25 protein-coding genes and 1 tRNA gene are annotated in these 15,696 nt (G+C 69.2%); 20 read left to right on the top strand and 6 right to left on the bottom strand.

The features are described 5' to 3' along the window. The first annotated feature begins 9 nt into the window (after positions 1-9). Entirely contained in the window at positions 10-474 is a 465-nt protein-coding gene (locus ACFWN2_RS24980) for a peroxiredoxin (protein ID WP_382431141.1), read from the top strand. 37 nt (positions 475-511) lie between these two features. Next, positions 512-586, top strand: a tRNA-Val gene (locus tag ACFWN2_RS24975). Positions 587-606: 20 nt separating this feature from the next. Here ACFWN2_RS24975 and ACFWN2_RS24970 read toward each other — a convergent pair. Continuing rightward, positions 607-789, bottom strand: a complete 183-nt coding sequence (locus tag ACFWN2_RS24970) for a GNAT family N-acetyltransferase (protein ID WP_382431139.1) — start codon at positions 787-789, stop codon at positions 607-609. Positions 790-880: 91 nt separating this feature from the next. Between ACFWN2_RS24970 and ACFWN2_RS24965 the strand changes: the two genes are divergently transcribed. The 6 genes from ACFWN2_RS24965 to ACFWN2_RS24940 all read left to right on the top strand — a co-directional run bounded on the left by ACFWN2_RS24965 (position 881) and on the right by ACFWN2_RS24940 (position 5,320). After that, positions 881-1,726, top strand: coding sequence for a hypothetical protein (locus tag ACFWN2_RS24965; RefSeq protein ID WP_382431137.1), 846 nt, complete (start codon positions 881-883; stop codon positions 1,724-1,726). Between the two features lie 71 nt (positions 1,727-1,797). After that, a complete protein-coding gene (locus tag ACFWN2_RS24960) occupies positions 1,798-2,160 on the top strand; it encodes a hypothetical protein (RefSeq protein WP_382431135.1) in 363 nt (120 codons plus the stop codon). 47 nt (positions 2,161-2,207) lie between these two features. After that, positions 2,208-3,410 carry a cytochrome P450 gene (locus tag ACFWN2_RS24955; protein ID WP_382431133.1) on the top strand — a complete coding sequence of 401 codons (1,203 nt, stop codon included), beginning with the start codon at positions 2,208-2,210 and terminating at the stop codon, positions 3,408-3,410. 13 nt (positions 3,411-3,423) lie between these two features. After that, the gene (locus ACFWN2_RS24950) at positions 3,424-3,891 is read left to right on the top strand and encodes a GNAT family N-acetyltransferase (protein ID WP_382431131.1); all 468 of its coding nucleotides are present in this window, start codon (positions 3,424-3,426) and stop codon (positions 3,889-3,891) included. 99 nt (positions 3,892-3,990) lie between these two features. Then, positions 3,991-4,284, top strand: a complete 294-nt coding sequence (locus ACFWN2_RS24945; protein WP_382431129.1) for a hypothetical protein — start codon at positions 3,991-3,993, stop codon at positions 4,282-4,284. Between the two features lie 10 nt (positions 4,285-4,294). Next, positions 4,295-5,320 (top strand): saccharopine dehydrogenase family protein, encoded by a 1,026-nt coding sequence (locus ACFWN2_RS24940; protein WP_382431127.1) that lies wholly within the window; start codon positions 4,295-4,297, stop codon positions 5,318-5,320. A 97-nt stretch (positions 5,321-5,417) separates the two neighbouring features. Here the strand turns inward: ACFWN2_RS24940 and ACFWN2_RS24935 are convergent, their stop codons facing one another. Then, on the bottom strand, positions 5,418-5,624 hold the full coding sequence (locus ACFWN2_RS24935; protein WP_089922531.1) for a CsbD family protein: 207 nt from the start codon (positions 5,622-5,624) through the stop codon (positions 5,418-5,420). Between the two features lie 199 nt (positions 5,625-5,823). On the opposite strand from ACFWN2_RS24935, the gene ACFWN2_RS24930 reads away from it, so the two are divergent. From ACFWN2_RS24930 to ACFWN2_RS24890, 9 genes are read left to right on the top strand one after another with little or no spacing between them, the layout of a single operon-like run. Continuing rightward, on the top strand, positions 5,824-6,381 hold the full coding sequence (locus ACFWN2_RS24930; RefSeq protein WP_382431124.1) for an RNA polymerase sigma factor: 558 nt from the start codon (positions 5,824-5,826) through the stop codon (positions 6,379-6,381). Beyond that, complete coding sequence (locus ACFWN2_RS24925) at positions 6,372-6,914, top strand: Asp23/Gls24 family envelope stress response protein (RefSeq protein ID WP_382431122.1); 543 nt, start codon at positions 6,372-6,374, stop codon at positions 6,912-6,914. Before ACFWN2_RS24930 ends, ACFWN2_RS24925 begins: the two co-directional genes overlap by 10 nt. A 4-nt stretch (positions 6,915-6,918) precedes the next feature. Continuing rightward, the gene (locus ACFWN2_RS24920; RefSeq protein WP_253320815.1) at positions 6,919-7,266 is read left to right on the top strand and encodes an Asp23/Gls24 family envelope stress response protein; all 348 of its coding nucleotides are present in this window, start codon (positions 6,919-6,921) and stop codon (positions 7,264-7,266) included. Next, positions 7,260-7,559, top strand: coding sequence for a hypothetical protein (locus tag ACFWN2_RS24915; RefSeq protein WP_382431120.1), 300 nt, complete (start codon positions 7,260-7,262; stop codon positions 7,557-7,559). The genes ACFWN2_RS24920 and ACFWN2_RS24915 overlap by 7 nt, the downstream gene beginning before the upstream one ends. Before the next feature lie 57 nt (positions 7,560-7,616). Then, on the top strand, positions 7,617-8,060 hold the full coding sequence (locus ACFWN2_RS24910; RefSeq protein ID WP_382431118.1) for an Asp23/Gls24 family envelope stress response protein: 444 nt from the start codon (positions 7,617-7,619) through the stop codon (positions 8,058-8,060). An 11-nt stretch (positions 8,061-8,071) separates the two neighbouring features. Continuing rightward, the gene (locus ACFWN2_RS24905) at positions 8,072-8,248 is read left to right on the top strand and encodes a hypothetical protein (protein WP_089922533.1); all 177 of its coding nucleotides are present in this window, start codon (positions 8,072-8,074) and stop codon (positions 8,246-8,248) included. Between the two features lie 2 nt (positions 8,249-8,250). Beyond that, positions 8,251-8,619, top strand: coding sequence for an Asp23/Gls24 family envelope stress response protein (locus ACFWN2_RS24900; protein ID WP_382431116.1), 369 nt, complete (start codon positions 8,251-8,253; stop codon positions 8,617-8,619). Next, the gene (locus ACFWN2_RS24895) at positions 8,616-9,134 is read left to right on the top strand and encodes a DUF6286 domain-containing protein (protein WP_382431114.1); all 519 of its coding nucleotides are present in this window, start codon (positions 8,616-8,618) and stop codon (positions 9,132-9,134) included. The genes ACFWN2_RS24900 and ACFWN2_RS24895 overlap by 4 nt, the downstream gene beginning before the upstream one ends. Beyond that, complete coding sequence (locus ACFWN2_RS24890) at positions 9,131-9,670, top strand: alkaline shock response membrane anchor protein AmaP (RefSeq protein ID WP_382431112.1); 540 nt, start codon at positions 9,131-9,133, stop codon at positions 9,668-9,670. Before ACFWN2_RS24895 ends, ACFWN2_RS24890 begins: the two co-directional genes overlap by 4 nt. Positions 9,671-9,724: 54 nt before the next feature. On the opposite strand, the gene lipA is transcribed toward ACFWN2_RS24890, so the two are convergent. The 3 genes from lipA to ACFWN2_RS24875 form a co-directional block, all read right to left on the bottom strand. After that, complete coding sequence (lipA, locus tag ACFWN2_RS24885; RefSeq protein WP_382431110.1) at positions 9,725-10,726, bottom strand: lipoyl synthase; 1,002 nt, start codon at positions 10,724-10,726, stop codon at positions 9,725-9,727. Between the two features lie 81 nt (positions 10,727-10,807). After that, positions 10,808-11,698 carry an oxidoreductase gene (locus ACFWN2_RS24880; protein WP_382431108.1) on the bottom strand — a complete coding sequence of 297 codons (891 nt, stop codon included), beginning with the start codon at positions 11,696-11,698 and terminating at the stop codon, positions 10,808-10,810. Beyond that, positions 11,695-12,003, bottom strand: a complete 309-nt coding sequence (locus tag ACFWN2_RS24875; protein WP_382431106.1) for a hypothetical protein — start codon at positions 12,001-12,003, stop codon at positions 11,695-11,697. The genes ACFWN2_RS24880 and ACFWN2_RS24875 overlap by 4 nt, the downstream gene beginning before the upstream one ends. An 89-nt stretch (positions 12,004-12,092) precedes the next feature. On the opposite strand from ACFWN2_RS24875, the gene ACFWN2_RS24870 reads away from it, so the two are divergent. The 3 genes from ACFWN2_RS24870 to ACFWN2_RS24860 all read left to right on the top strand — a co-directional run bounded on the left by ACFWN2_RS24870 (position 12,093) and on the right by ACFWN2_RS24860 (position 14,341). Beyond that, positions 12,093-12,683, top strand: coding sequence for a TetR/AcrR family transcriptional regulator (locus ACFWN2_RS24870; protein WP_089922434.1), 591 nt, complete (start codon positions 12,093-12,095; stop codon positions 12,681-12,683). A 66-nt stretch (positions 12,684-12,749) separates the two neighbouring features. Beyond that, a complete protein-coding gene (locus ACFWN2_RS24865; RefSeq protein ID WP_382431103.1) occupies positions 12,750-13,430 on the top strand; it encodes an SDR family NAD(P)-dependent oxidoreductase in 681 nt (226 codons plus the stop codon). A gap of 305 nt (positions 13,431-13,735) precedes the next feature. Continuing rightward, the gene (locus tag ACFWN2_RS24860; protein ID WP_382431196.1) at positions 13,736-14,341 is read left to right on the top strand and encodes a DNA-binding response regulator; all 606 of its coding nucleotides are present in this window, start codon (positions 13,736-13,738) and stop codon (positions 14,339-14,341) included. 11 nt (positions 14,342-14,352) lie between these two features. Here ACFWN2_RS24860 and ACFWN2_RS24855 read toward each other — a convergent pair whose 3' ends face one another. Continuing rightward, on the bottom strand, positions 14,353-15,213 hold the full coding sequence (locus tag ACFWN2_RS24855) for a sensor histidine kinase (protein WP_382431101.1): 861 nt from the start codon (positions 15,211-15,213) through the stop codon (positions 14,353-14,355). Between the last annotated feature and the right edge of the window lie 483 nt (positions 15,214-15,696).

The raw sequence follows: 15,696 nt of genomic DNA, 5'->3' as shown, positions 1-15,696 counted from the left end.
GAGGGGTTCATGGCTGTCGAGGTAGGTTCGGAAGCTCCGGACTTCACGCTCAACGACTACAACAAGCAGTCTGTGACGTTGTCGTCGTTCCGCGGCTCCAAGGCCGTGCTGCTGGTCTTCTACCCGTTCGCGTTCAGCGGCACCTGCCAGGGCGAGCTCTGCCAGTTGCGTGACGAGATCTCGACCTACGAGGACGAGAACGTCCAGGTGCTGGGCGTGTCCGTGGACTCCCCGTTCGCGCTGAAGGCGTGGGCGACCCAGGAGGGCTACCAGTTCCCGCTGCTGTCCGACTTCTGGCCGCACGGGGCCGTCGCGCAGTCCTACGGCGTGTTCAACGCGGCCGTCGGCATGGCGTTGCGCGGCACCTTCCTGGTGGACGTCTCCGGCGTGGTGCGGTTCGCCGAGGTGAACGCGCCCGGTGAGGCCCGCGATCAGGACGCCTGGAAGAAGGCCGTAGCCTCGCTCAGGGCATGATGTAGCAGTACCCCGTGCGTCTCTTGGCGCCGGGTCGGGGCGTGTAGCTCAGCGGAAGAGCACTCGGTTTACACCCGAGCGGTCGCAGGTTCGATCCCTGTCGCGCCCACCATCCAGCACGGCGCCTCCTGGTCAGACCTCCAGAACGTGCGCGAGGAGCATGGTGGCCGGGCCGAAGCCGGCTCGCTCGTAGAAGGACACCGAGCGCTCGCTGGGCGACAGGACGATCCGGGCGCAGCCCCGGTCGCGGGCGTGCGCGACGGCCGTGTCGAGCAGCGTGGTTCCGACGCCCCGGTTGCGGTGAGCGGCGAGCACGAACGCGTTGCCGCGTGGAATCGCGTAACGCCTTCATGATCTCAGTCGAAGCAGCAAGGGCGTAGAACCCCGCTGCGGCGCAGGAGGTCCGGTGCAGGACAGACCCGAGCAGAGACCGGCGTTCGAGACCACCAACACCGTCGAGGGCGGCGTGGGCACCGCCACGCAGATCGGCAACATCTTCCGCGGCAACAACTTCATGTTCAACCTCGGGCCGCGGTGGGCTGTTGTGATCGTCGTCTGCCTTCTTGCGGCGGCGAGCGCGGTCGCTGTGGTGTTCGTCCGGAGTGCGCCCTCCGAGCACTCTGAGCCGCTTGCGGTGGCCGTCACGCCCAACGTGAAGACATGCGATCTCCGCTGGGTCGTGCCGAAACCGCTGGCGGAGGTCAAGGCGGTGGCGGATCCGTCGGTCGGGCCGGACCGGTACGCCACGTGGGAGCACTCCAAGGACGGCGTGCAGGCGAGCACGGCGAGGTTCACCATGACCGTGCAGGGGCATGATGCGACCAGCAACGTGGTGATCACCGGCATCCGGGCCAAGGTGTTGGAGAAGAGGCCGCCGCTGACCGGGACGCTGCTCACCGGCGAGTGCGGAGCGCCGACCGTCGCGCACTACGTGCGGGTCGACCTGGACAGCGAGCAGCCTGTGAGCTTTCCGGACGAGCTCGACGCGGATACCGCGGCCGACATGGTGAAGCGCGGGTTGAGGGCGGATCCGGTCCGGCTTCCCTACAGCGTCTCCTCCACCCAGCCGGAGGTGTTCACCGTGGTCGCCGGCACGGAGTTGTGCGACTGCACGTGGGTGATCGAACTCGACTGGTCGGCGGGCGGTGAGAGCGGTGTGCAGACGGTCGGTTACGACGGGAAGCCGTTCCGCACCACCGGCACGAGCAACACGGTCGCCTGCATCATCGACGACGCCGACTGGTGCGTGTGATCGCTGGAACGAATTGAGACGGTGCCGTACCTTGTTCGAGGTTTGCCGCCTCCGAAGGACGACTCAGATCTGTGAAGCGCAAGGGCAAGGCCCCGAAACCCGTTCCCACCACCGTGACGCAGGAGCAGGTCAAGCTGCTCGCACTGGTCGAGCAGGGTGGTGTGCACCGCGGCGCCACCCGGTGGTACCTGGAGCACCGGCCTGCCAAGGAGTGGGACGCGGACGATCTGGAGGTCCTGCGGCACAGGGGCTGGATCATCTGGGAGCAGCCGACGGACCACGGGATGGCGGCGCCCGTCGACATCACGGCGCAGGGGCGGACCGCGCTCAGGCACCACCTGCCGGAGTGGGTGCTGGGGCGCAAGGCGATCGCCGCTGAGCCGCCTCGGTTGCCCTCTGTCGAGACGATCGGCGCGTTGGACTCGCTCGGGTAGAGCGGTAGAACGGTCTTAGTCGAATCCAAACGGAGGCGAAGACCGGCATGTCGAACTTGTTGACCGGCGGCGATTTGCGCGCACGCGAGCACCACCGGATCGAGGACGACGCACGGGACAGAGGGCCGCTGCACGCCGTGACGTTGCCCAACGGTGTGGAGATGCAGGTTGTGACGGTTGGGCTGGAATTGACCCGTCAGCTGCTCACGGACCAACGGCTCTCCAAGGACAGTGCGGCCCTGCAGCGCGAGATCAAACGTCAGCTCGTGGCGCGGGGCAGTGCGCAGGAGAACCTTGCCGGGCTCTTCGGGCCGAGCATGCTCAACAGCGACAACCCTCAGCACGCGCGGCTCAGGGCGCTCGCGGTGAAGGCGTTCAACGGCAAGGCGGTGCTGCGGCTCGCGCCGCGCATCGAGGAGATGAGCGCCGCGCTGGTCGACGGGCTTGTCGTGGGCGAGGAGGTCGACCTCGTCGCGGAGTTGGCCGTGCCGATGCCGATGCACATCATCGGTGAGGTCCTCGGGTTGCCGGCCGAGGATCGCGCGCACGTCCGCGTGTTGATCGAGACGATGATGTCGATGGAACCCGAGGTGTCGCAGCCCGCGAGCGACGAGCTGGGCGGCTACTTCCACGCCCTGCTCACGGGCAACGCGCTGGACCCGGGGTCGCTGTTCGGCGTGCTGACCACCGCCGTCGACGACGACGGCGACCGGTTGAGCCACGACGAACTGATGGCGATGGCGTTCCTTCTGGTCGTCGCGGGCCACGAGACGTCGGCGAGCCTCATCGCGAACGTGGTGCACGACGCGTTGGACAACGGCCTGTGGCAGAAGGCCGCCGAGGATCCCGGTCTGGTGCCCCAGCTCGTCGAGGAGACGCTGCGTCACAACCCGCCGGTCCGCAGCGCCACGCACCGCATCACCACGGAACCGGTCGAGATCGCCGGTACGACGGTGCCGGAGAACACGCTGCTGCTGATCAACCTCGGCTCTGCCGGACGGTGCCCGCGGGCGCACGCGCAGGCGGACGAGTACCGGCTCGACCGCGAGACGACCGGTCACGCCACGTTCGGGCACGGACCGCACTTCTGCCTGGGCTCGGCGCTCGCCCGGCTGGAGACCGAAACCGTGCTGCGGCACCTGACGAGCCGGTTCCCGCGCACGACCCTCTCGGGTGACGGGCTGCCCGGGGTGACGCACAACGACATCATGGCCAGCCTTAAATCGCTTCCGGTCGTGCTCCGGCGGTGACACGCTGGCCCGCGTGGAGATCATTCGAGGCGGACCGGAAGACGTCGACACGGCCGCGTTGATCTGGGCGCACGCGGTCAGCCGGCGGGACGGCTACGAGGTGCCGTCGCTCGACGAGGCGCGGCCCGGTGTGGAGAGCGCTCTCGCGAACGAGCCCTCGTTGTTGCTGATCGCACGGGATGGCGGCGTGGCGGTGGGTTTCCTCGCCGCAGGTCCACAAGGGACGGACATCGCCCACGTCAACTACGTGGGCGTGCACCCCGACGCGTGGGGCAAGGGCGTGGGGGAGGCGTTGCTGCGGGCGCTGCCGGACGCGTTGACCGAGCACGGCTACGCGAGGGCGGAGCTGCTGGTCTACGTCGACAACGTCCCAGGCGTGCGGCTCTACGAACGCCTCGGATGGATCAAGGTCGGCGGCCCTGTGCCGCATCCGCGCCACGGCCGCCTGGAGCAGCGCTACGCGTTCGCTCCCACATCGTGAGCAGTGGGGCGCGAGGCGGTTAGCGGGGGATTAGGGGATCAACCCCAATGCGTCTGACCAGGGCTATCCCCGAGTCCATTTGAGACGTAACTTTTGCTCATGTCAGTGCGCACGTTCGCCGTCGTGGTCGGCCTCGCGTTCTTGCTCGGCGGGGGTGCGATCCTGTTCGTGATGCTGGCCGTCGAGGCCCCGAGCGGGTCGCTGATCCCGTGCGGCAACAGCCTCGGCCTCGGGTTCGACGAGCCGGCGGCCTCCGCCGTCAGTCAGGCCTATGTGGACATCTGCGCCGACCTCAGGCAGCGCCGGCTGTTCTGGGGGCTGCCGGTGATCGGGCTGGGCGTGGTCCTGCTGCTCGGCTCGTTGTTCGGGTCCCGGAGGGCTACTCGCCGGTAAGGTGCGCGGCATGACGTGGATGGTCTACGGCGCCAACGGCTACACCGGACGTCTCATCGCCGAGCTCGCGGTCCTGCGCGGGGAGCGGCCGATCCTCGCCGGGCGATCGGCCGAGAAGGTCGAGCCCATCGCCGCCGCTCTGGGCTTGGAGCACCGGGCGTTCGACCTGAACCAGGCGCGGGAGCACCTGGAGGACGTCGACGCCGTCGTGCACTGCGCGGGCCCGTTCTCGCAGACCTCCGCCGCGATGGTCGACGCCTGTCTGAAGGCGAGCACGCACTACCTCGACATCACGGGCGAGATCGACGTCTTCGAGGCCGTTGCCCTGAGGGACGACGAGGCGCGCGAGGCGGGCATCGTGCTGTTGCCCGGCGCGGGGTTCGACGTCGTCCCCACGGACTGCGTCGCCGCGATCCTGAAGAACGCCCTGCCGTCCGCGACGCACCTCGACCTCGCGTTCGTCGTTGGGGGAGGGGCGAGCGCGGGCACGACCAAGACGTCCGTCGAGGCCGCCGCCGTGGGTGGGCGGATCCGCGTGAACGGAGCGTTGAGGAGCGTCCGCATCGGGCACCGCAGGCGCACCGCGGGCTTCCGGTCGGGGCCGCGCGAGGTCGGCAGCATCCCGTGGGGTGACGTCAGCACCGCCTACCGCTCGACCGGCATCCCGAACATCACGACGTTCACCACCGTGCCGGGCCTGCTCGGGCGGCTCCAGGAGATCTTCGCGCCCGTGCTGCGGACCTCGTTCGTGCAGAACGCGGCGCTGACCCTCGCCGGCAAGGTGAAGGGCCCCGACGAGCGCAAGCGCGCGAACACCAGGGCCGAGGTCTTCGGGGAGGCGTGGGACGCGCAGACGAGGGTCGACTGCGCGATCACCACCCCGAACCCCTACAGCCTCACCGCGGACTCCGTGCTCCGCGCCGTCGCCAAGATCGGCGGCGTGGCGCCCGGTTCGCACACGCCGTCCAGCGCGTTCGGCGCCGACTTCGTGCGCGAGCTCGACGGCGTCGTCGTCGGCGAGATCCGCTTCACATGAGTTAGAACTTGTAACGAAACACCAGTTAGAGGCTCTTGCATCACGAACGTGAGAGCCTCTAACTCCAGGCGCGTCACGTTGGTTAGAGCGTCTAACGCTACTTCTTGAGGTGCTTGGCGACGCTGTCGACGACTCCACCGACGGCGTCCTTCACCTTCTCCACGCCGTCCTTGACGGCGGCCTTCGCCTGGTCGGCGCGGCCCTCGTTCGCGAGCTGCTGGTCGCCGGTGGCCTCGCCCGCGGTCTCCTTGACCTTGCCGCCGAGGTCCTCCGCCTTGTTGCCGATCTTGTCCGACAGCGACATGTCGTCCTCCTGAGTCGAGTTCCTGAGCCGGTGTTCGTCCGACGCCTGTTCGATACCCGCCGCCGCACCTTCGTCACGCCACTGTCGGGTGAAAAACGGGTGAGGGTGATCACGGGAGGGAAATCGGGGAACCGCGTGACGTTCCGCGTTCGAACGTGTCCAACGGGCGACGAAGCAAAAAGTGGGCGGGGGTGTGCGCATGAGCGTGGCCGAAGCAGCCGCACTCGACGATGCCACGCTGGTGGCAAGGTCCCGTGACGGCGACATGAGGGCGTATGAGCAGCTCGTGCGGCGTTACCAGGGGCCCATGTACCGGCTGGCGTTGCGCATCGTGGGCAGCACCGGCGACGCCGAGGACGCGGTGCAGGACGTGTTCCTGACCGCGTGGCGGCGTCTCGGGCAGCTGAACGACGACGGGGCGTTCCTCGGCTGGCTCTACCGCACCACCACCAACCAGTGCCTGAACGTGCTGCGCAAGCGCAAACCGCACGCCGACACCGAGCTCGACGAGCACGAGTCGCCGGCGCCGCGGACCCGGCCCGACCGCGCGGTGGAGGTGAGCGCGCAGCTCGACGCGCTGCAGGCCGCACTGCGCGGCCTCACCCCGGAACAGCGGGCGTGCTGGGTGCTGCGCGAGGTCCACGGCCGGTCGTACGACGAGATCGCCGAGGCGATCGGCACGACCCAGCAGTCGGTGCGCGGCAGGCTCGCGCGGGCACGGGCACAACTCGCGGAGGTGATGGCGCCGTGGCGGTGACGTCCGACTACGTCCTGCCGTGCGGGCGGGACGTGGAAGAGGTGTGGGAGGCGATCGACCTCTCCGACGAACACACGCGGTCGTGCCCGCACTGCGCGGCGGTCCGGGAGAGCCTCCTGGTGCTGCGCGAAGCGACCGCGGAAATGGTCTCCGAGGAGATCGAACCGCCGTTCGACCTGGTCAGTCGTGTGATGTCCGCGGTGCGCGCCGACGTGCGCCGCTCGGACGTCGTGCCGCTGCCCGGCGACGGCCTGGCCCGCATCAGCACGAAGGCGATCGCGGCGGTCCTGCGGTACGCGGCGGACGGTGTCGACGGCGTGCGCGCACGGGGGTGCCGTGTCGTCGAGGCACCGGAGTCGACCGGCGCGGATCCGGTGATCGAGGTCGAGCTCAGCATCGCGATCACCGCGCTGCTCGTCACGCACGAGGCGTACGACGAGGTGCGGCGCCGGGTGCTGGCCGCCGCGTCCGCGCGGATCGGTGTGCGGCTGGCCCGCCTGGATCTCGTCGTGTCCGACGTTCTCGAGGGATGAGCGAGTGATCGAAACAGTCGTGTCCGCCCCGGCGGTGGCGGCGGTCGCGGTGCACGCGGCCGAGAGAGTCGCGGGCGTGCGCGTGCAGCCCGGCCTGGCGGGTCTGGTGAGTTCGGTGGTGAGGGTGGCGCGGCAGCAGATCAAGGGACTGCAGCCCGCGCCCGTGGAAGGTGTGCGGGTGCGGTGGACGGGGTCCGTCGCGCTGCTGGAGGTGGACGTGGCGATCTCCGGACTGGACCAGGCCGCGGCCGTGGCGGCTGCGGTGCAACGGTCCGTGCGCGCGGTCGTGCCGGAGCTCACCGGCGTCGAGGTGGAGTCGGTAGTGGTCACGGTGGTGGACGTCGAATGGTGATCGTGACGGAGTTGTTGAAGGCGCTGGAGAAGGTCGAGGGGCTGCGTCCGTCGACGCCCGCGTCCGCGCCGGCGCGTTCGTGGATCCCTTGGGACGTCGACACCTTGGCCATCGACGTCGAGGACGGTCTGGTGTGCGTGCGCGTCGTCGCCACGCGTCTGCCGTTGTCGCTGGACGAGGCGGGCGCGTCGTTGCGCGCCGTTCTCCTTGGCACGCCGTGGGAAAAGGCGGTGCTGCGGATCGTGGTGACCGATGTGGACAAACGTGCGCTCGATCACCTGAATGGTGCGTGACGTTTCCGCGACTGACCGTGTCGATCTGATGTGAACGCTTCGAAGGAAGGGGTTGCGATGAGCACGCAGGCAGTGGAGAAGGTCAACGTCGCGAACGGGAAGCTGGTGACCGACAAGGGATCCACCACCATCGCGGACGTCGTGGTGCAGAAGGTCGCCGGCCTCGCGGCGCGGGAGATTCGCGGCGTGCACGCGCTGGGCGGCGGAGCCACGCGGGCGCTGAGCGCGTTGCGCGACCGCATCCCCGGTGCCACCGCGAGCGCGGGCCAGGGCGTGTCGGTCGAGGTCGGCGAGAAGCAGGCCGCCGTCGACCTGGAGCTCGTCGTCGAGTACGGCGTGCCGATCGCGGACCTCGCGAAGTCGGTGCGCACCAACGTGATCACCGCGATCGAGCAGATCACCGGGCTCGAGGTCGTCGAGGTCAACATCAACGTCAACGACGTGCACATCCCGAGCGACTCCGAGGGCGAAGAGAAGCCCGAACCCGCACGCGTGCAGTGAGAGGAAACGCCATGAGCACCACCGCACTGGGCCTGCTGACCGGGCTCGCGCTCGGGCTGGCCGCCGCGTTCGGGGGCTTCAGCGCGTTCCTGCTCGTGCTCGTCTTCGGCGCGCTCGGCCTGATCGCGGGCCGGGTCGCCGAGGGCAAGCTCGACCTCGCGCAGTTGCTGGGCAGGGATCGGGACTGACCATGACCACACCGCTCGTTGCCGCCCAGCCGGGTACGGCCGGATCCGCGCCGGCCCGGCCGGATCCGTTGCCGCAGCCAGGGTTGACCACCGTCGCGGACCGCGCGGTGGGCCGCATCGCCGGACGCGCCGCCATGGAGGTGCCGGACGTGCTCGACTGCGCCGTCACCGCACGGGTGACCGGGGGAGTGACGACGCTCGACGCGCGCCTGGACCTGCGTTACCCGGCGCCCGTCGCGTCGACCGCGGCTCGGGTGCGTGCACACCTGGTCGCACGGGTCGCCGAGCTCACCGGTCTGCGGGTGTCCGTCGTGGACGTGTCGGTCGGCGTGCTGCGGGCGGACGCGGTGCCGGTGAGGAGGGTCCTGTGACTCGCCGTTCCCGCCGGGCGCTGCCCGCCGTGCTCACGGCACTCGTGCTGCTCGCCGCGTGCGTTCTGGTGGCGGTGTGCGCGATCCAGCTCGCGCTGGGAGAGACGCCGTTGCTGTCGTACGAGTCGGTGGCCGGTCGTCTGCGCGACACGACGTGGTCGGCACTGGAGGTGGCCGTGACGGGCGGGGTCGTCGCGGCCGTCGGACTGGTGCTGCTCCTCGTCGCGATCGTGCCCGGCAGGGCGCGGACCGCGACGCTGGACCAGCACACCGCGGTGTCGGTGCGCGGCCTGCGCAACGCCCTGCGGTCCGCCGCCGTCGTCGACGGTGTCGAGTCCGCCGCGGTGAAGGTGCGCCGCCGCCGGGTCCGCGCGGTCGTGCGCACCCGGCGTTCCGTGGTCGACGGCCTCGGCGACACCGTCCGCACGGCGCTCGAACACCGCGTCGGAGAGTTCGCCCTCGCCCGGCCTCCCCAGGTCGTCGTGCGGGTCAAAACCCTCAGGAGCACACCGTGAACCGCTTCCTCCTCGGCCTGCTGGGGCTGGTCCTGCTGCTCGCCGGCGCCTTCGCGGTCGTCGTCCACTTCGGCCTCGTGCCCTGGGTGGACCGCGACGCCTCGTTGGTGCCCGGCACGGCGATGCCGCCGACCTGGGTGCTGTGGGTGGTCGCGGCCGCCGCGGTCGTCGTCGCGCTGCTGTGCCTGCGCTGGCTCACCGCCCAGATCCCGCGCCGCAAGGTCACGGCCTGGCGCTGGGCCGAGGAGGCGGGCACCACCCGCATCACCACGGCGACGGCCACCGCACCGTTCGCAGACGAGGTCACCGGCTACCCCGGTGTGCGCAAGGTCGAGGCCGCTCTGACCGGCCCGCACGCCGCTCCGCGCCTGGCCCTCGTCGTCCGCGCCCACGGCGACGCCGATCTGCGGGGGATCCGCCGCCGCATAGACGACGAGGGCCTGCCACGCCTGCGCGAGGCACTCGGCACGCCCGACCTCCACGCCACCGTGGAGTTCCGGATGACGCCCTCCAAGGCCGACGCCCGAGTGCGCTGAGAAACAGCAGAAGCCCAGGTCGGAAGACCTGGGCTTCTGTGCTGTCCGGAGTGACTAGCGCGGGGCGAGCAGGCTCGTGATCTCCTGGGACGCCGACACCGTCAGCAGGTGCTGGAGGTTCTCCGCGAGGTCCTCGCCGCGCTTCTGCTTCGCCTGCGCGTAGAGGCGGCCCGCGCGGTACGAGGAGCGCACCAGCGGGCCCGCCATCACACCGAGGAAGCCGATCTCCTCGGCCGTCTCCTTGTGCTGGACGAACTCCTCGGGCTTCACCCAGCGCTCGACCGGGTGGTGCCGCGGCGACGGGCGCAGGTACTGGGTGATGGTGATGATGTCGCAGCCCGCGTCGTGGAGGTCGGAGAGCGCCTCGGTGACCTCGTCCGGGGTCTCGCCCATGCCGAGGATCAGGTTCGACTTGGTGACCAGGCCGAACTCGCGGGCCTGGGTGATCACGTCGAGGGACCGCTCGTAGCGGAACGCAGGGCGGATGCGCTTGAAGATCCGCGGGACGGTCTCCAGGTTGTGCGCGAGCACCTCGGGGCGGGACTCGAAGACCTCCGCCAGCTGTTCGGGGACCGCGTTGAAGTCCGGGATCAGCAGCTCGACGCCCGTGCCGGGGTTCATCTCGTGGATCTGGCGGACGGTCTCGGCGTACAGCCACGCGCCGCCGTCGGCCAGGTCGTCGCGGGCGACGCCGGTGACCGTGGAGTAGCGCAGGCCCATCGCCTGGACCGACTCGGCGACCCGGCGCGGTTCGTCGCGGTCGAGGTCGGCGGGCTTGCCCGTGTCGATCTGGCAGAAGTCGCAGCGCCGGGTGCACTGCTCGCCGCCGATCAGGAACGTGGCCTCGCGGTCTTCCCAGCACTCGTAGATGTTGGGACAGCCGGCCTCTTCGCAGACCGTGTGCAGGCCCTCGCGTTTGACCAGACCCTTGAGCTCCCGGTATTCGGGGCCCATCTTCGCGCGCGTCTTGATCCAAGACGGCTTCTTCTCGATCGGTGTCTGGCTGTTGCGGACCTCGAGCCGCAGCAGCTTCCGACCCTCAGGTACCACAGTCACGTCATCACCCTACGCCCCGCGATCAAGTGTCCGGGGTCACGCCAGCCCTGGTCAGGAGCCCTGACCGAGGACGCCGGTGCCCTACGGAAGGTCTGGAGCGATTCCGGTGAGCTTGGTCGTGAGCTCCCAGAGGCGGTTCGCGGCCAGCTCGTCGCGTGCGGCGGCGCTCGTCTTCGCGGTGGTGGGGTGGCCGCGGAACTCGTTGAAGCCGCCGGGGCCGTAGTACTGACCGCCGCCCGCCTCGGGTGACGTCGCCGCGTAGAGCTGCGGCAACGCGCCCATCTCGACGGACTGCGAGAACAGGTGGCTGATCCTGCCGCCGATGCGGAGGACCACGGACCTGTGCGCCTCAGCCATGTTGTTGGTCAGCTCGGTGACCGTCAGGCCGGGGTGTGCCGCGATCGACGTCACGTCCGGCGCGCGGCGTTCAAGCTCGCGCGCGAACAGGATGTTGGCGAGCTTCGACTGGCCGTAGGAGCCGCGCAACGTGTACGGGCGGCGGTCGAAGTTCGGGTCCGCGAAGTCCATGTAGCCGTAGTGGTGCGCGAGAGAGGAGACGGTGACGACGCGTGCGCCCGGACGTTGCCTCAACGCGGGCAGCAGGAGCCATGTCAGCGCGGCGTGACCCAGGTGGTTGGTGCCGAACTGGCGCTCGAAGCCGTCGATCGTCCTGCCGTTCGGGACGGCCATGATGCCCGCGTTGTTGATCAGGACGTCGAGCTGCTCGACCTTCTCCGCGGCCGCGCGCACGGATGTGAGGTCGGCGAGGTCCAGTTCGAGCACCTCGGCCGAGCCCCGGACCGACTGACGCGCGGTCTCCCCGCGCTGGACCGAACGACAGCCCATGAGCACGTGGGCCCCCTTGGCCGCGAGCACCTGGGCGGTGCGCAGGCCCAGACCGGAGTTCGCGCCGGTCACCAGGACGGTGCGGCCGGTCTGGTCGGGGATGTCGGCTTCGGTCCAACGACTCATGGAGTCATTCCTACCGCCCGGTAACTGTCGAGCGGAAGGTGTGCGTCCAGCACCGCTCGCAACACGGGCTCGTCCGCGGCCAGTTCTGCGCGGACGCGGTCCTCGTCCACGGCGCCGTTCAGCCCGGCGTTCTCCATGCGCGCGGTCAGCTTGTTCTGCCAGCGGTGGTCGAGCGCCAGCAGCAGGTCCCGCAGCGAGCCGAAGACGTCCGGATCCACGATCAGCGGCGCGGACGGGTCGCGGCGGGCGTCGTTCAGGACGGCGTCGAGCGCGTCACGACGGCGGTAGTGGTCTGCCCAGCCCATGTCTCGTACCCCCGGTTTCTCGCATACCCTCGGTATGACACGACCATACCACCGGTACGTACCGCCGGTATGTGAGATACGTTTCGTGCGTGCGAACACGACGTTCCGAGTACTCGGAGTCGACCAGGCAGGCGCTCGTCGACAGCGCCGTCGACCTGTTCACCAAGCGCGGATATGCGGGCACCTCGCTCGACGAGGTCGTCAAGCGCGCTCGCGTGACGAAGGGTGCGCTCTACCACCACTTCAGCGGGAAGCAGGCGTTGTTCGAGGCGGCCTTCACCCAGGTCGAGACCAGGTCCATCGAGTCGCTGACCGCCGTCGTGACCGGGGAGGGCGACGCGTGGGACACCGCCGTCGCGGGTCTGCGCGCGTACGTCCGCAAGTGCCTGGAACCCGAGTACCAGCGGATCATCGTGCACGAGGCGCCGGTCGTGATGGGCTGGGAGCGCTGGCGCGAGGCGGAGGAGCAGTTCAGCTTCGGCCTCCTCCGCACGGCCGTGCAGCTGCTCGTGGACGCCGGCGAGATCGAGGAGGCGCCGGTGGAGATCATGGCGCGGCTGCTGTTCGGAGCACTGTCCGCGGGCGCGAGCACCATCGCCAGCTCGTCCGATCCGAAGCGCACCGGACGTGAGGTCGAACGCGCGATCCTGCGCGTTTTGGAGGGTTTGCGCAAGAAGTAGTCGAGTTCGGCCCTAGCGGCCGGGCGGAACGTCGATCACCACGCGGACAACGAGGTGGTCAGCATCATGATCGAACCTGTCAACACGCGCCTGGGACTCGACGGCAAGATCGCACTGGTCACGTCGGGAACGCACGGTCTCGGCCTTGCCATCGCGAGCAAGCTCTGCGACAACGGCGCACACGTCATCATCACCACGTCCCCCGGCGACGTCGACGCCGAACGCGCTCTGCTCGTGCTCGGCGGCAAGCCGGGTTCGGCGTCCGTGGTGCCGCTCGACGTCCACGACGAGCACGCGGTGCGGGTGCTGCTGGAGCAGGTGAAGCAGGACCGCGGGCGGCTCGACCTCTTCGTGCACCACGCGGTCTCGCCGGACCTGACGCCGCTGCTGAACCTCGTGGAACCGCTCGCGAAGGCGTTCGTCGACGGCGGCCGCGTCGTCGTCGCCGGCTACACGGTGACGCCGGTGCACGGCGTGATCCGCACGCTGGCGCTCGAGATGGCCTGGTACCGGGTGGCGGTGAACGCGGTCGTGACGACCGTGGTCGACAACGGCCCGATGAACATCGACCCGGAGCTCGTGGACCGGCTCGCGATCAAGAGCCCGTCCGGCCGCGTGACGCTGCCCGAGGACGTGGCGAACGCGGTGGCGCTGCTGTGCGCGGACGAGGCCGCGTGGATCCAGGGACAGGTGATCACCGTGGACGGCGGTCTCGAACTGCTGGAGCGGTGGGGCGAGACCCGCTGAGTGAATCGCGGGAGTCCCGGCCCGGCCGATGTCCATCGGCCGGGCCGGTTGTCCTGTTCACGGTTGTGATGCGCGGAGGTTATTGCGGCTATGCCGGTTCGCTGGAGTTCCGCTCGTGCGAGGCCGGAGTCGTGTCTATCTGTCAGCGCGCAGTGACTGGACGTCATCAGCCTATAGGTGTTGCAAATTGGGAGTAGCGCATTCGGAGTAGTAAAAAGTAGGCTCAGCTCAAATGCTTGTCCGGCGCGGTGACCGAGTGTAAAACTCGGAAAGTCGGCAGGGGGGACCGCGCAAGGGGGCTGATGATGATCAGGGTCTTACTCGCCGAGGACGTGCAAATGGTCCGCGGTGCATTGGTTGCCTTGTTGAACCTTGAACCGGATATTGAGGTCGTCGCCTCGGTGGCTACCGGGGACGAAATCGTGCCCGCGGTGGCAAAGAGCCAACCGGACGTGGCCGTGCTCGACATCGACCTTCCCGGTATGGACGGCCTTTCGGCGGCAACGGTCATCCACGACACCGCGCCCGGCACTCGGACGCTGATCCTCACGAGTCTCGGCCGCCCGGGAACACTGCGCCGCGCGCTCAACGCCCGCGTGAACGGATTCATCCTCAAGGACGCTCCGGTGAACGAACTCGCCGACGCGATCCGCGGGGTGTCCATCGGCCGCCGGGTCATCGATTCGCAACTGGCGTTGTCCGCGTGGGACACCGACGAGTGCCCGCTCACGCCGCGCGAGCTGGAGGTGCTCCGGCTGGCCTCCGACGGCGCCGACGCCATGGAGATCGCCTCGACGCTCTTCCTGTCCGTCGGCACCATCCGCAACTACCTGACGGCGGCGACGGCGAAGCTCGACGCCCGCAACCGGGTCGACGCGGTCCGCATCGCGCGCAAGGCCGGCTGGTTCTGATTCCGGCTGGTTCAGGCGGCGGCGGTCGCCGTCGGGATCGACGCGTGGACGTGGAAGCGGTCGGAGCCGACGTGGTGGGCGAGGAAGACGCCGCCCGCCGCCTGGACGCGTTCGGCCTGGTTGCGGACGCCGTTGCAGTCAGACGAGATCGGGCGGTCGGCGGCGCCGTCGTTGACGACGTCGAGGTTCACCGTGCCGTCGGCCTGCCGGACGGTGATCGCGCAGTTCTCGGCGTCGCTGTGGCGCAGGACGTTGGTGATGGCCTCGCGCAGGACCGTGGCCAGGACCGTCTCGATCTCCTCCGGCAGCGGAGTCTGGTCGAGCTCGACGCGGACGTCGATGTTCGCGGCGGCCAGCATGGTCTTCGCCGAGTCCGAGGTGTCCGACAGCGACAGGCGGCGGTAGCTGCGCGCCAGTGAGCGCACGTCGGACAGGGCCCTGCCCGCGATATCCAATATATCGGCGAGGTGCTCCTGGGCGCGGTCCGGCTGCGACGGGGTCAGGCGGTGGGCCAGTTCGCTCTTCAGCTTGATCGCGCTGAGGCTGTAGCCGAGCAGGTCGTGCAGGTCGCGGGCCAGGCGCTGGGGCTCGTCCACCGGGGGAGAGGGCTGGGCGACGGGCTCGGGCGGGGCGTGCGGGCGGAACGCGTAGCCGGAGATGAGCAGGCCCGTCGCCGTCGTCGCGATCGCGGCCTCCAGTGGTGAGGACCCCAGTGACCAGGGCAGCAGGGCCGGGGTCTGCAGGAGGCACGTCGCCGCGACCGTCAGCCCGAACGCGGTCCAGCCCGCGAACCGGGGGAAGAGCGCCAGCGCGTTGCCGGCTACCAGGCCCGGCACCGCGGCCCACATGTGTCCGACCAGCAGGAACGGCACGAATGTGAGCACTGCTTGTGTTGCCAGTGCGAGGTGATGAGCGGACGCGTTCAGATGGCTGAATTGGAGTGCCTGCAGAGCGAGAACCAAGGTCAATGAGATGACATATATGGCGGAATGGGTCGCTTCCCGGTCGCTCAGAAGCAGATGCGCCAGATCGGCCAGGCAGATGCCCACTGCCGCAACCACTACGGGCGCCTGGACGATCCTGCCGGGGCGCGGCGGTTCAGGCGACTCATTCACGATTCCCCCAAAAGGAGCCGAGCTCGCTCGTCCGGCCACTCGGCGAACCCCAAGGCAAATGCTAGACAGCAACGACCCGGTGCGGATCATGTTCTGAATCGGTACAGGCGGAACTGCGGAAGTTACCGTTTTCGGCAAGCTTCGCTCAAAAGGACGAGTATTTTTCGTGCTGATCACGACGGGTGTTCAAGTGGTTACCGATAGGATTTGTTTGGGTGCGTCCGGCCCCGTGAATATCTC

Origin of the sequence: Lentzea sp. NPDC058436, from assembly GCF_042721515.1 — a bacterium.
Classification (GTDB): Bacteria; Actinomycetota; Actinomycetes; order Mycobacteriales; family Pseudonocardiaceae; genus Lentzea.
This window is presented reverse-complemented; position numbering and strand designations above follow the sequence as displayed.